Source organism: Variovorax sp. P4_D9 (genome assembly GCF_056401695.1).
In genome coordinates, this window is record NZ_JBFUIU010000160.1 from 1 (window position 1) to 14,250 (window position 14,250).

Sequence of the window (14,250 nt, forward strand, 5' to 3'; positions counted from 1 at the left end):
CAACAAGTCCTTCACCGCCGACAACCTGGTCACTATCGTCGGTGGGCGCAATGTAGGCGACGAGTACTACGGCGCCAACATGGAAGTCGGTTTCCAGGATCTCGACGTGTTGGCCGTCGGGCCCGTGGTGGGCGAGGTCTCCAGCCAGTTCGATCTGTTCTGGAACAGCCCGTCCGCCTATCCGGCTGCGAGTGTGATCGCGCCCGCGAAGCCTGAAGGCGCCGCAACCTTGCGCGAAGGCTGGGACAAGGTTCCCCAGAACCCCGAGGCACTTCACTACGTGGAGGCCGTGCGGCAGACACCGCTTCTGCATCAGATCGCCGATCATCAGCTCAGCTTCGGGTGGACGACGGTGCAAGTGATCCACGACGATCCCGCGAAGGTGCTCGAGTCCACCAGTCGCACCGATCTCCAGATGGCGCCTCTGCTTCGAAAGATGTTCGGCAACCCCAAGCGCGAGATCGATCTGGTGTCGCCCTACTTCGTGCCGGGCAAGGACTTCACGAAGGCCCTGGCCACCATGGCAGAGAACGGCGTGAAGGTGCGCATCCTCACCAACTCGTTGTCCGCCACCGACGTCAGCCCGGTGCATGCCGGCTATTCCAAGTACCGCAAGGATCTGCTCCAGGGCGGCGCCGTGATCTACGAACTCAAGCCCGGTTCGGCCGTACCTCCGCCGGACAAGAGCGACGACAGGCGCCGAGGCGTTCCGGGGAGCAGCGGAAGCAGCGGCAGTTCCGCATCGAGCCTGCACGCCAAGACCTTCGCCGTGGATCGCGAACGCATCTTCGTCGGCTCCTTCAACCTCGATCCTCGCTCCGCCCGGCTCAACACCGAGATGGGCGTGATCATCGACAGTCCCGAGTTCGCCGAGATGCTGACGAAGCAGTTCGACTCTGTCATTCCGGCCAAGTCCTACCTCGTGCGCCTTCAGCCTGATGGCCACGGCATCGAATGGATCGACAACGGCCCTGAAGGCCCCACCACGTACACCACCGAACCTGGCGCAGACGCCCTCAAGCGCGGCTGGATCAACTTCCTCGAAATCCTCCCCATCGAATGGCTCCTCTGAGATGACCGCAGGCCTCCGACAACTCGCCGCACTCGCGGCCGCCCAACCGCTCGCACCGGCGTGCGACCACTTCTACTTCCTGCGCCATGGCCAGACCGAATGGAACGTCGCATCTTCCAGTCGGTCGACGAGCCCTTGAGCGCGCTGGGCCTCCAGCAGGCAGCGCGCGCCGCCGAATTGTCGAGCGCCGCCGAGACCGGCCAAACGACGCTCACGCCAAGAGCGCCGCGCTTGAGCTCGAGGCGAACCGTCTCGGCGGGTGCGTCCGCCGTGCGTGATGGTGCCGGTGCTGCCGGTGGCGCCTGCAACGACAGCGCAACAAACTCAGGCGCAGGTTCGGCAACCGTCGTCGATGCTGCCGCTCGCAATGAACCGCGGCCGCGACGCCATTGATGCACGAGGTTGTCGTTCAGCCCGAACGGCAGCGCGACCGCAGCGACCGAGGCGCCTGGTTCGGAGACCATCCATTTCTTGGGGGTGTGCAGTGCAGCAAAGTAAGCTCTGGAGATGGAAACCGGGGCATCTTCTGGCCAAGAGGTCCTGCAGCTGCGCGCCGTGTTGCGCGGCATCAGCCCGCTAATCTGGCGGCGCCTGCTGGTGCGAGGCGATACAAGCGTCGCCCGGCTTCACCAGATCCTGCAGGTCGCGTTCGGCTGGCAGGACATGCATCTTCACCGCTTCGAGATTCGCGGTCGCGAGTACGGAGTCAATCAGGAGGGCGGCGTGGCCTTCGACACCGACGCCCACAATGCCCAGATCGGCCAACTGGCGCTGCGGCGCCTTGAGCGATTCACCTACGAATACGACTTCGGCGATTTGTGGGTGCACGACCTGCGCATCGAGGCCACCCGCTGCGCTTGCGCACCGCCTTCGGGGATGTCGCCCTGCGCAGTCCCCGTTGGCACCGCTGCCTTTGCGAGCAATGCCGGGAGGTCACGTTCTGCCCGTTGAGCGAACTGCTGACGGTGCACACGTCGCCGGAACTGGCGTACCTGGAGGCCAAGTGGGCGGCGCAAGTCTCCTTTGCATCGGTCAGGGCGCTGCTGCAGGAGGTGCTGCCGATCGAATTAGGGATTGCATCAGGAGACCATTCGCCAGCACGTCCAAGCCACCGCGGAGCGACTCGAGGCGGAGCCTGGCCCGGAACAGTTCGCTTACGACGGCGGCTCCCAGCGCGAGATTGAAGCCTCGCCGGAGCCGGCGGCTCCCATCACGGTGGGCCTGGATGGAGGCTACATCCGAGGCCGCGACCGCCTGCCCGGCGCCAACGGTTGTTTCGAAGTCATCGCCTGAAAAGAGCATTCCGCAAGAAGGTGCGGCCAAAGTCTTCGCATTCGTTCATCGAGTAGACCGCAAACCCAAGCGTCGATTACGCGCGGTGCTTGAGTCGCAAGGCATTCTCCCTCGTCAGCACATCACCTTCCTTTGTGACGGCGGCGACACGGTGCGCGAGCTCGGCGCGTTCGTGCACCCGCGATCCGAGCACATCTTGGATTGGTTTCATGTCGCCATGCGCATCGAGCAGCTCCTGCAGACAGCACGAGGGGTGCAAGGCGCAGAGAAGGGAGAGTTCCTCAAAAACATCGAGCGCGTCAAATGGTTCCTGTGGCATGGAAACGTGTTCCGCGCCGACGACACCTTGAACAAGCTGCTCGAGGACATCGCTGACGTGCGCGAGTACCAGCGGCAAGCGGGCCTGCCGAGCTCGGTCGTGCTCAAGAAACTTGATCGGGCGTTGGATGAATTCGCGACCTACGTCGACAACAATGCCGGCGCCATCGTCAACTACGGGGAGAGGTACCGATGCGGGGAACGGATTTCCACCGGTTTTGTCGAGTCCGCGGTCAACCAAGTGATCGCCAAGCGGTTCGTGAAGAAGCAGCAGATGCGCTGGACGCCGCGCGGAGCGCATCTGCTGCTCCAGGTTCGTACCCAAGTCCTGAATGACGAACTACGAGCGTCCTTCGAGAGGTGGTATCCGCACTTCGGCGCTCAGGATCAGATACCCCTCGCAGCGTAGCCACGGGGAAAGGATGCTGCACTGCACACCCCCAGGAAATGGATGCTCTCTTTTAAGTGGGGTCGACTCGTTTTCGGTGCACAGAGTGACGGTGCGCAGCGCCAACACTGGCGCGGGTGGGGGTCGGCAAGTCCTTGATTTGCTTGGGATTGCTGTTCGCTTTCGGCGGGCGTATCGTGCGTGCCCCACCGACGGAGGCGCGCGATGCAAGGCTGGCAGACGACATTCCTGGGCATGCGCGAGTTGCCGCACGATCTCAGCGCCTTCGAGCTGCAGGCATTCTTCACCTTCAGCCGTGCCGAGCATGAGCTGATCCAGACGCGCCGCGGCGACTCGCTCAAGCTGGGCCTGGCGCTGCACATCGGATTCCTGCGCATGAGTGGCCGGCTGCTGGACGCCGTGCGGGTCGTGCCACCGGCACTGTGGCGGCACCTGGGCAATGAACTGGGCATCGACGGCCCCGAGATCGCGTCATTGCGCGCCATGTATGGCCGTGGCCGCACCCTGTTCGACCACCAGCAGGTCGCCTGCGAAGCACTCGGATTCCGGTGGATGACCGAGCATCAGCGGCGTGCCCTGGTCCGGTTGCTCAGCGACGAAGTGTCGCGCTGCGCTGACCGCGAGCAGCTGCTGGTCTATGCCCGGCGCTGGCTGTATGACCATCGGCTACTGATCGTCCACGACCGGGCCATCCGAACCCTGATCGCCGCCGCCCTCCTCCACCTGGAGGCCAGGACGGCGGACTCGATTGGCGCCGAGATCGAGGCCGCTACTCTGGAACGCTGGCGCCGCACGATCGCGCAGCCGCACCCCAGCGGGCAGACCCACCAAAGCTGGTTGTGGGCTGCCCCTGCCAAGCACTCGACGCGCCAGATCGGTGAAGTGCTCGAACGCATCGAGCTACTCCGCGGCCTGGATGTCCACCGATTCTTGGGCGCCCTGCCCGACCTCATCGTGTGGCGCTACGCGCGCCGGCTAGCCTCCAGACCGCCCTCGGCCGGCGCAAAGATCAAGGAGCCGAGTCGCACCGTGGAAGTCGCCTGCTTTCTTCGCTACTGCCTGCTGAGTGCCACCGACCAACTGATCCTGATGGTCCAGCGCCGCGTGGCCGACCTGTGGCGTCGTGCCGCCGGCGATGTCGGCGAAACGGTCAACTGGGCCGAGCTGTACCGGTCGTTGATCGCCGAGCTGACGAGCCTGAGCACGAAGGGCGCCGTGCCGGACACCGAGTTGCGTGACAGATTGGAAGCCCTTGTTGCAGCCCAGGGGCAGCGTCGCCCACCCAGCCGCGCGTCGCTTGTAGGGGTGATCGTACTTTCCTTGCAGAATGGTGCGCTTTCGCCGGAAAGCCCGAAATCTGCTCACTGCGCGGCAGTCGTCCGGCGCAAGTCATTGATTTTTAAGGTGAAATTTCGCGTAAGCGTGTCAATTTGCGGCAAAAGATCACCCCAGAATCGGGTCCAGGCCAGGTCATGACCCACCAAATCCGTGGACGGCCGCATTCGTCTCGATGGGCCATCGCCGTCGAACGGTCTCAGCCGTGAGACGAAAGCATGCCGCCAAGCAGCCGCGCCAAGCTCCCTTCGCCTGGTTCGGCCTTTTGAGGTCGCTCCGACGCCAACGGCTCGAGGATCGCTTGTTCGGCTTCCCGGGCGATGCTCTCGAACAACGCCTGCCGCCCGCGAGCGGTGATTTCAATGACGACCGCAGGATCCTGCCGTGCACGGTTGTCGCAATCGACATGGACGGCCGGAATGAATGCCTTGACGTAGCCCGCGCCGTCAAGCCTTCGAAGCAGGTCGATGCGACCCCTGTCGACAACGGTCAGGGGAAGCTGCTCTTTTGCGAGCATCCGCAAGAGCATCATGCTCATCACTTCACCTCCTGCGCCGGTTTCGACTGCTCCGGTTCCCGAGTGGCGCTTGCCGGGGCCTGAACTCAATCTTCGACCACCAAGTTGTTCAGCACCGAGGTGATGCGCGGCGCGGCTTAGGCGGAGCCTTGCACGGCATCGAATTCCGCACATCAATCAACCTTGCCCCTTGCAGGCTGACCTGCGATCCGTCCACTACGACCTGTGCCGGCCTCGCGTCGGCCCCTCACGCTGTAACATGAAGATAGCTTTGATGCCATTGTAGGAAGACCCGGCATGCGCCGGCTTGCGCTGGATCAACACGCAGGTCGAGCGCCCACGCCCCGATGGCCACCCAAACTGCTCCACTTGTGGCCACTCAAAGTGCTCCATCTAGCTGCGCTTCTTCGGCGAGCACGCATTGGGCGCCAGTTTATCGGCTCGGCGCGAACAGCATAGGCGAATCGGGAAGGCTCAACTCTTCAGCCCGGATGCCCAGAGGACTCGGCGTTCGCAAGGTCGGCGATGTAATCTCGCGCCTGCTGGAATTCGATTCCTTTGTCGAAGTACGCAAGGGCGCCGGCATCGATGTGGCTCTGGCGCACGGAGGCCCAGCCGAATTGGGAAAGCACGACCACCTTGATGGCCGGATGGTGCTGCCTGACGTAACGCAATACGTCGATTCCGCGGTCGTGTCCACGCAACTTGGCGTCCAGGACGATGAGGTCCGGAGGGTTCGAGGCAATGGACGCCAGCGCGCTGGCCACGTCCTCCGCATAGCCGACGACAACGACTCCCGGTGCAGCTTGCAGCAGCGTGCCGAAGCTCTTCTGTATTGCCACGGAGTCGTCGACCAGCAGCACCTTCATGTCTGCACCTCGCGCTTTGTCCTTGATGGTCTGCAGGCCATGCTGCCCGGCATGGCGACGCGCGAGATGCGATTTCTGGCGTGGTTCAAGTCAGGGTTCCACTTCCGTGATCGGCGCCGCTGGACTGGAAGGCGCTGGGCGAGCGTGAACAAATGCGCGGGACGCCGACACCGGTTGGCGATACTGGCTGGCTTCGCAACCTGCTCGCGTCCGGCGACTTCCCCATGACCCCATTCCGCGCCCTCGCTCTGTGCACCGCCTCCCGCAAACGACTGGGCATCACGGCCCTGTCGGGAGCTGAACCCGTGGCGCGCCTGGCCCGCCGGCACGGCACGAGTCGCAAGTTCGTGCGGGCGCAACGGGAGCGGGCGCGCGAGGCGATCGATGTGGCGTTTGCTCAGCCACCTGCAGCGCCGCTGGTCGAGACATTCCCGCGCGTGAGTGAGACCTGGGTGCGGCGCTTCGCGCTGGCCGTCATCCTGATCGTGCACGGCTCGTATCGCCAGGTGGTGGAATTGCTGCGCGACCTGTTCGGTCTGTCGCTCAGCATCGGGACGATTCACTCCTGGGTCGAGCAGGCCGCGCAGCGCGCCGAGATGATCAACCGCGCGCAGGATCTGTCGGGGGTTCGCGTGGGCCTGCACGACGAGATCTTCCAGGGCAACCAGCCGGTGCTCGCCGGCATCGATGCCGCCTCGACCTACTGCTATCTGCTGCAGGGCGTCGAGCAGCGCGACGCCGACACCTGGGGCGTGCACCTGCTGGACGCTGCCCAGCAAGGGCTCGATCCCGACTACACGGTGGCCGACGCGGGCACGGGGCTGCGTGCGGGCCAGGTCGCTGCCTGGGGCGACAAGCCCTGCCACGGTGACGTGTTCCACGTTCGCCAGCAGTGCGAGGCGGCGACCAATGTGCTCACACGCCTGGCCAAGGGCAGCGCGTCTCGACGCGAGGCGCTCGAGCTCGAGATGAGCGCTGCCAAGGACGGCGGCGACGGCCGCCAGCTGTCCGCGCGCCTGGGCCGGGCCCGGCAAGCCGAAGTGCAGGCGCGCCACCTGGCTGCCGACGTCGCGACCTTGACCGGCTGGCTCGGTCACGACGTGCTGTCGCTGGCCGGCCCGCATGTCGAGGAACGTCGCGAACTGTTCGACTTCATCGTCGCGCAGCTGCGGCTGCGCGAGGCGCTCGCTCCCCACCGGATTCGTCCGCTGCGCGTGGCCCTGCAACGCCAGCGCGACGACGTGCTGGGCTTCGCGAGAGTGCTCGACGGCAAGCTCGCGTCCATCGCGCAGCGGCGCAACATGCCGCTCTACTGGGTGCGGCAGGTGTGCCGCTTGCACCGCAAGAAGCCGACGTCGACGGTCTACTGGCAGCGCTGGAACGAACTGCACGCTCGGCTGGGCGCGGGGTTCGTGGCCGTCGTCGCCGACGTGCGATCGGCCCTGGACGACACGCCGCGATCGAGCTCGATGGTGGAGAACCTGAACTCGCGGCTGCGCCGCTACTTCTTCCTGCGACGCCATCTGGGCGACGCCTACCTGAGCTTGCTGCAGTTTTTCCTGAACCACCGCGCGTTCATGCGCAGTCGCCGCGTCGAGCGCGTCGGAAAGACGCCCAAGCAACTCCTGACGGGTCAGGTCCATGCGCACTGGCTCGAGCTGCTGGGCTTCGAGCGCCTCGGGCCGGCCTGACCTGCGTCGCCGAAGGACGGCACTGCGCGTCCTTCGGCACTCGTCCTACGACATCCCCTGACCGCCGACTCCGACGGTCGGCTCGCGCTCGCCCCTGTTACCCAAAAAGGGCCGAAACTGAACCACGCCCAAAGTTTGCACCAGAGCCGGCATTCTGACCTCCCGCACTTTTGTACGCTCGCCTTCACGGGTCACGAATGCTCAGTGGCGATGGAGGGGGCTGGAACCACTTGACTAAGCACGAACTCACGTAGCAACATCACTCCGCCTTCCCGGCGACTGGTCCTTTTAACGTGACGACCGGAAGACGGGATCAACCTCAACACCTTAGAGTCGAGTCGCGGCGCTTGAATACCGGAAATGACCGGTGGGCGTCCAAGAGAGAGTGCAGCAGTGACGTTCCTCGAAAGGCTTTTTCGCCGACGGCCACCGACTGAGACCAGAAGCCGGGCGCCCTCTCCAAGGGTAGCCCGGGTATTCATTTCGTCGACTTTTAATGACATGCAGCACGAACGGGACATCCTTGCGCGCGCGGTGTTCCCCAGGTTGCGAGAACGAATGAGGCGGGAGGCCGTTTCGCTGTACGAGGTGGACCTTCGGTGGGGGATTTCTCAAGAGGATGCAGAGAACAAGCGAGCGGTCAGCATATGCTTGGACGAGATCGACGCCTGCTATCCACTGTTCTTTTGCATACTGGGTGAGCGCTATGGATGGCAGCCGACACTGAGCGAGTTCATCAGCCTTGAATGCGCTGACTCGTCTGGCCGCGCAGGCATCGCGCTGAGCGTCACCGAGATGGAGATTCGTCGCGCCCTGTCGAAGGCATCAGTACCGGGCCATCGCGGTCCTCGTCCCATCTTTCTGCTGCGATCTCGGCAACTCTCGGAGCAACTGGGGACATCCTGCGAGAACTCGAGCGCGATGGAATCCTTGAAGAGCCTCGTGCGCTCCTGCGCGGGTGAAGTCGTGGTTGAGTACGACGACCTTGACGCATTCGAATCGCAGGCCGAACGATTGTTGAATAGAGCGCTGATAGATTGGAAGCGGTCGGATATCTACTCCTCGAGGGAACACCTTCTTAAAGAGCTAAACAGCCCTTCTGTCATTGCCGCACTGGCGCGGGCCTGCGAAAAGTCCCGGCCCGCCATGCTGACCGGCGCGCCGAGTTCCGGTCTCAGCACGCTCGGTAGGCACTGGCTCGGTGCGGCGGGCGACCGCGGGGTGCTTATCGATGGAAGGGAAATTCCACAAAAGGGTCTAGCCAACGTCCTGCTCGAGGCGAGGTTGCGGCTCGATTCGGTCGACAACCGTTCACCGCTGTCTCGTTCGACGATCGACGGGGAAGTTGGTCAGCTGATTGCCGCCCTCAAGAGAACGAAGCTAGAAAAGGCGCGCATCTTCTTCGATCATTTTGAAGAGGCCTACACATCGGATGCGCGAGCTGATCTGACAGATCTGCCCCAGTCGCTGCCCGACGGCATCGAGGTGCTTGTTTCGACTCGCTCGCAGCGCCTACTCGACATCGCGCGTAGCCGCAAGTTCGATATCGTCACAGTACCTGACCTCGGATCGGGCGAGCGACACGAGTTCATTCGAGAGTTGCTGGGAATCTACGGCAAGCGGCTGACAGGCGAGCAGATCAGACGCGTGACCAACGCAAGCTTTGGAGGGCGCCTTGGTGCGCTCATGCTATGCCTCGACGAATTGCGACGCTATGGCCAGTTCGATTCTCTTGACCAGCGGATTGGTGAACTCATCGGCTGCACCTCCGATGACGAGTTAGTGCAGGCCGTTCTAGATGGACTTCGAGATAGCGTACCTGCGCGGTTTTCTCGGACCCTGGACAGTGTCTTGATCGCTTTGGCAGTAAGTCTGCGCGGGCTGCAAGAAGACGAGCTGAGCCAAGCCGTCACGACGGCTGGCGGGGACCGTCTGCCGCCGGCGGTCTGGTCAACCTTCCGCATTGGGTTGGGGCGCGCAATCCAATGGCGAGAAGCCCGGGTTGACCTTGTGTCGGGGCCCGTGCGTCTCTATGCCGAGGGCTTGGTAGCTCGACAGCCGGACTTGGCAGTACGCGTCGGCTCAGCCGTACTGGATCACTTAGCGAGCAGTCATCGCGAGCGATGGATTGAGGAGGCGCCCCAGATCCTCTACCTCACCGGGGGAGAAGTGGCCCTTGAACGTCATTTGAGCGACGTCGACAGGATGTCGGAATTGGTGGCCATAGCAAAGACGTATGCAGTGGGGTGGCTTGAGCAATTGAGCCGCTCGGCGCGGATTCGAACCTGCGGCGCCTGGTCAGAAGAAATCCGAGATTACGACATTGCTCGAGGGCTTGCCTGGGAATTGGGCAATATTGCAGCGCAAGTCGGTGCTGAAAGCTCTGCGAGGAGGCTGTTCGACATTGACGCTCGCTCCAACCCGAACCGCCCTGACCGGCGGGTGCTCGAAGTTCTCGCCTTGAAATCGGCGGCCCCAGCGGAAGCCCTGGCCGGCATTGCACAGTGGCGTATTCCGGATCTCGAGGGGAGCAAATTCGGGGCCGATACCCCGCGGGAGACACTCGCTCAAATCTGGACGCAATCCGCGACCGTGCTCGGGCTGCTCGCTGAAGGACTGGTGGAGGAGGTGCCGGGCCGGCAAGAAGCATGGTGCCGAATTGCGGTCGAGAGCGCAGCGGCGACAGGCGACGACAGCGCATCGGCACAGGCGCACCTTTTAGTTGGGCAGTTGCAGATCAATCGCGGGCATTGGAATGATGCGGCGTCGAGCTTCGAAAGGGCGGCCCGCCGTGCGAGGCGCAGCGGAAACGCCCGCCGGCTCGTAAACGCCCTTGAAAGAGGAGCCGCTGCCGCGCTGGAACTGCAGCGCTTCAACGAAGCAAGAGCGTTCGCGACAGAATGCCTGTCACTGGCCCGCCAGTACGCGCTTTTTGAAGAAGAGTGCTTGGCGTTTGAAAGACTGGTCGAAGTCGAGCGCCGGCGGGCGAACTGGGATGTGGCGTTTGAATGGGTAGAGCGATATCTCATTCGAACCCGCGCCGAGGGACTGAATATCGAACGCGCGCAAGCCTGCCTCTCCAGCTTGGAAACCTAGTTGCGCCCAATGTTCAGCAGCGGATCTTTACACTACAGGGCCTCGCAAAAAAGGGCGCCCCGCCGCGCTGTCTTATCTACGTTCTCGAACTCGAGGACCTGACCGATGACATCCTGCCGACGCAACTCGCTTTGAATCCGCAACAATTTAGCGAGCGATCGCTCCTGCGCGCAATCAACATCGATCTTGGCAAACGAACGCCAAAAATCAAAGTAGCCTGCCTGATCGCGGTTGGCCGACGCAACGATGTCGTCAACGCGCTGTTTGCAGGTTGTGTTTGTCTGGAGTTGCGGGCTGGCTTTCTGAATTTCTTCCAGTGAGACTTGGCGGACAGCAGTGGCAAAGCTAAAGAACGATTCATTGACATTCCAGCGCTCGTTGCGTTGGACCCGGACGTAGCGCTTCGTATCTGAACTCAATCGCACGAGCGCATCGAGCGGAAATGATTCGCCAAGTTCTCCGTTCAGTGCTGTTCTGAAGAGGCGTTGCAGCGCCACAAAATCGCGCACATTCCGAAACACATTCTGCGCATCCGCGTTTCCTTCAATGCCCTCGACGACCGCAGCCTGGACGTCCTCAGCAATTGTCGGGAACTGCCATGGGTCTTGGCCTCCGCTCACATTGAGGTCACCTTCATGTGCCAACTGAGGTACTGCCTGAATCATGAATTCAATAGGCCACGTTTTGTCATCACGGTTCTCGGTGCCCGACACGAAGCCGAGCTTCGGATCGACCTTGTAAGCGCGCTCGCGCACCCCACTGTCCACGATATAGGCGTTGCCCGTCCGGGCGAGTTCAAAATTCCTCAGGCAGTCGCGCCGATGCGCGGCGTCCCCATCGTCGCGCAAGCATGCAAGAAACTTCTCAGCCGAACCGAAATCGATTCCCATCGCACGATAGCGCTGGAGCGGGAAGCACGCCTCGTCGCCCTTGCACGTGAGCATGTGGCGTTGGATTCCGGCTAGCACCTCGTCAGCGGGCTCGCCCTCCAAAGGCTTGCTACTTGCCAAGACCAGACCGAGATAGGACACCCCCGTGCGCGTCTCTTTGATTCGCTTTGTGCGGGCCGAGCTCTGACCCGCCGGTTGCGACCCCGTGAATGCATCCACGAATCGATCGATCTGGATCGCGTTGCAGGCAAACGCTGTGTCCTCAAAGGCAGGATGGACGATCACCCTGCGGGCCGGTACCGTGAAAAGTTTTCGCGGCTCATCCAGGGGCTGAGGAAGAGTCGCTACCACCACCCTCCCATCAGCAACGAAGGTCAATGCATGGTGAATGACCGCTGGATGATAAGGCCCCAAACGGATGATGCCTCCGTCGCGCATGCGCGCGACCAGCGTCATTGCGTTGGCGTTGACAAGTTCCCACTTCAGGTCGACGACGTCGGGCGCTGTGCCCCCGCCGTCGGCCGGCCGCCCAAACACCACACCGCCGATTCTTCCGCTGAATCGGACGCGTCCATAAGAGCGCGCCGATGCAACGTTGGTAAAAGCTCTTCCCCCACCTCCGCTGGCATATTGGCTTGTCGAAGGCAATCTGTCGACGCTCGCACCTCCTGCAGAACCGCGTCTCGGCACCGCATTCGGCTCCGGCCCGGCCGCTGGGGGAAAGAAATCATTGTAGGAATTTGGAATGTGTTCGCCAGCTTTCGCAAATGTACGGCGCAACGAGCCAGGGTCCTTGGCGCCTGAGTTGTATGCAGCGAGCTCCGTGTTAACTCTTTCAGGTACTCCGGCGCTGAAATCGCGAAACAGGCGCTGGTCGCGTGCTGTGCCGAAGTGGACCGGTGTTTCGATCCGCCGCGTGCTCAACGAATGCGCCGCTGCCGCTGGATCGCCGCCGCGAATCACGTCGCTGGTAAATTGAAAACTCGCCTCCTCTGACCACGCGCGGACAGAATGCAAACTGGGGCCGTTGACGTCGCCCAGTGCGGTTCGTAGGAAGGCTTCCCCTGCATAGTCTGCAGCGACTGGCCGTGCCGCCCATATCTCCAGCCGGTGCCAGGTTGGCTCGTGAGCCCTCAGTATCTCGACGCGCCGCCTGAAGGCGTCGTCAAGAGTGTCAGACGCGGCGGAGACACGCGACTGCGGAGATGCCGATGAGCGAAATTCATGGCCTTCGACGCCCGGGTCCAGCGAGGGCGCGGCCGGTCTCGCGCCTTCAGTCAGGATGGCGCGCCGGGCATCCACAGCTCCTAGTTCGAAGACGGCGTGGTGTACCTCCGCTGCTACCCGCCCAGCACCGGCGACTTCTTGTTGAAATGCGCGCGCCGCGCCGGCCCGGAACACCGTGCGCAGTCGAGCGATTGTTGTCGCCTCGTCAGCGCATGTGCCTAACGCCGCGGCGCACGAGGGCGCTTCATCACGGCGCGGGGCGTTTTCTGACGCTTTCACGAGTGCGGCGTCATTCGACTTGGCGATCAGGCCTAGTTCGAGAGTTTTTGCGCGCTCGATCAGTCCAACCGTCCCTGAAGACTGGACGCTCAACCCGACCAGGCCAGCGATCAGGCAGAGCTGCAACACTCGCATCGAAAATGCGCCCCCGCCCGAAGCCAACGCGACGGCCGCCTTGCCGCTGGTGACTGCCGCGACCCATTCCCGGAGTGTCTGCGGCTCGGCCCTATCTTTAGAGAGCGCGTGATGATCGTGATCCCTCAGCTTCGCGTCAATGACAACGGCCTGCATTGAGGCGCGAAGGTCTTCGCTCCGTATCGCCGCCTGCTGCTCAGCCTGATCCAACGGCACCGTTCGAACACTGCCATCCAGATTTTCGAGCGGGACCTGAACGGATTGGCAGATCTCAGCTATTTGTCCGCTCAACCGAGCTGCGACTTGCCTAAAATGCTCCGGACCGGGCCCAGAGTCATTCGAATTCGCCTTCTGTTCGTCACTCATGATCGACTCCCGGCGTGCCTTGCGGGAAATCTTGGCTCACTTCCTCTAGACTAGTAGCATGCGTCTCGAGTTCGGCGATCAAATTTCGGAGCTCAGCGATTGAAGTCGGCTGCGCCTCACCATTGCTTTCTCCCAGAGTAAACATGCGCGCTGTCTCGGTCTTCTTTATCTGTTGGCGGTTTCGCGACTCGATGACAGTAGCGGCTGCACGAATTCGAGCAAACCCCTCAGGATCCTGCCGATACGCCTCGGCGAGTATCTCCTCGTCGGGTAGGGTCGAAAGCGAGGCGAGATGAGCCCTTCGCCGTGTCTCGATTGCACGCTCCCATGAGCGGCGCGATGCCGATCGCCTCGCCGCGATCCAGATCGCCGAAACCGCCAACAGTGCGAAGATCCAGAGTTCGAGCGAGACCGCCGTCATCGGCTGGAGCACCGCCTCTAGCAGTGCCCGTGCCTCGATCACGGATTGGACCTTCTCGGGGTGACCCGCGCTACCTTCAATGCGCCATTGAGCGTAGCCATAGATCAGAACTACCAAGAGCGGGCATATGGCTAGCGAAATAGTGAGGGAGCTTAAGCTCCTCATGACCACTACACGGGATGACGCGAGCGGAACATCTGGGCCAACGGCCGCCTTCAAGCGCAACATGGCGAGAGGAACGTAACGGATTCGAAGCAGAATCCATCCGATCGTTCCACCAATGATAAGGGCGATCAGAGAATAGCTGATCTTGACGACTCCCAGTTCCATGG

Annotated in this window: 9 protein-coding genes and 1 pseudogene; 6 read left to right on the top strand and 4 right to left on the bottom strand. The window is 62.6% G+C overall.

Annotated features, from left to right (window positions below; all coding sequences use genetic code 11):
• From AC1DY5_RS18535 to AC1DY5_RS18550, 4 genes and pseudogenes are all read left to right on the top strand, one after another.
• A partial coding sequence (locus AC1DY5_RS18535) for a phospholipase D-like domain-containing protein (RefSeq protein ID WP_478113640.1) occupies positions 1-1,072 on the top strand: 1,072 nt, incomplete at its 5' end.
• 507 nt (positions 1,073-1,579) lie between these two features.
• Positions 1,580-2,023: a plasmid pRiA4b ORF-3 family protein gene (locus AC1DY5_RS18540; protein ID WP_478113642.1), complete on the top strand. Its 444-nt coding sequence runs from the start codon at positions 1,580-1,582 to the stop codon at positions 2,021-2,023.
• Between the two features lie 274 nt (positions 2,024-2,297).
• The gene (locus AC1DY5_RS18545; RefSeq protein WP_478113644.1) at positions 2,298-3,092 is read left to right on the top strand and encodes a hypothetical protein; all 795 of its coding nucleotides are present in this window, start codon (positions 2,298-2,300) and stop codon (positions 3,090-3,092) included.
• 204 nt (positions 3,093-3,296) lie between these two features.
• Positions 3,297-4,394, top strand: a pseudogene (locus AC1DY5_RS18550) (DUF4158 domain-containing protein); the annotation flags it as partial.
• 232 nt (positions 4,395-4,626) lie between these two features.
• Here AC1DY5_RS18550 and AC1DY5_RS18555 read toward each other — a convergent pair.
• Complete coding sequence (locus AC1DY5_RS18555; RefSeq protein ID WP_478113646.1) at positions 4,627-4,965, bottom strand: hypothetical protein; 339 nt, start codon at positions 4,963-4,965, stop codon at positions 4,627-4,629.
• Positions 4,966-5,426: 461 nt separating this feature from the next.
• Positions 5,427-5,813, bottom strand: coding sequence for a response regulator transcription factor (locus tag AC1DY5_RS18560; protein WP_478113647.1), 387 nt, complete (start codon positions 5,811-5,813; stop codon positions 5,427-5,429).
• Positions 5,814-6,037: 224 nt separating this feature from the next.
• On the opposite strand from AC1DY5_RS18560, the gene AC1DY5_RS18565 reads away from it, so the two are divergent.
• Positions 6,038-7,504, top strand: a complete 1,467-nt coding sequence (locus tag AC1DY5_RS18565; RefSeq protein ID WP_478113648.1) for a hypothetical protein — start codon at positions 6,038-6,040, stop codon at positions 7,502-7,504.
• A gap of 360 nt (positions 7,505-7,864) precedes the next feature.
• Positions 7,865-10,600 (top strand): DUF4062 domain-containing protein, encoded by a 2,736-nt coding sequence (locus AC1DY5_RS18570; protein ID WP_478113650.1) that lies wholly within the window; start codon positions 7,865-7,867, stop codon positions 10,598-10,600.
• Between the two features lie 32 nt (positions 10,601-10,632).
• On the opposite strand, the gene AC1DY5_RS18575 is transcribed toward AC1DY5_RS18570, so the two are convergent.
• Together AC1DY5_RS18575 and AC1DY5_RS18580 are read right to left on the bottom strand one after the other, a co-directional pair.
• Positions 10,633-13,497, bottom strand: a complete 2,865-nt coding sequence (locus AC1DY5_RS18575) for a hypothetical protein (protein ID WP_478113651.1) — start codon at positions 13,495-13,497, stop codon at positions 10,633-10,635.
• The coding region (locus tag AC1DY5_RS18580) for a hypothetical protein (protein WP_478113653.1) at positions 13,490-14,250 on the bottom strand (761 nt) is incomplete at its 5' end. The genes AC1DY5_RS18575 and AC1DY5_RS18580, both read right to left, overlap by 8 nt.

What these genes read in the sequence shown, in the direction of transcription:
- AC1DY5_RS18540 (WP_478113642.1), top strand. Translation starts at nt 1,580, where the DNA reads ATGGAAACCGGGGCATCTTCTGGCCAAGAGGTCCTGCAGCTGCGCGCC.
- AC1DY5_RS18545 (WP_478113644.1), top strand. Translation starts at nt 2,298, where the DNA reads ATGGAGGCTACATCCGAGGCCGCGACCGCCTGCCCGGCGCCAACGGTT.
- AC1DY5_RS18555 (WP_478113646.1), bottom strand. Translation starts at nt 4,965, where the DNA reads ATGAGCATGATGCTCTTGCGGATGCTCGCAAAAGAGCAGCTTCCCCTG.
- AC1DY5_RS18560 (WP_478113647.1), bottom strand. Translation starts at nt 5,813, where the DNA reads ATGAAGGTGCTGCTGGTCGACGACTCCGTGGCAATACAGAAGAGCTTC.
- AC1DY5_RS18565 (WP_478113648.1), top strand. Translation starts at nt 6,038, where the DNA reads ATGACCCCATTCCGCGCCCTCGCTCTGTGCACCGCCTCCCGCAAACGA.
- AC1DY5_RS18570 (WP_478113650.1), top strand. Translation starts at nt 7,865, where the DNA reads ATGACCGGTGGGCGTCCAAGAGAGAGTGCAGCAGTGACGTTCCTCGAA.
- AC1DY5_RS18575 (WP_478113651.1), bottom strand. Translation starts at nt 13,497, where the DNA reads ATGAGTGACGAACAGAAGGCGAATTCGAATGACTCTGGGCCCGGTCCG.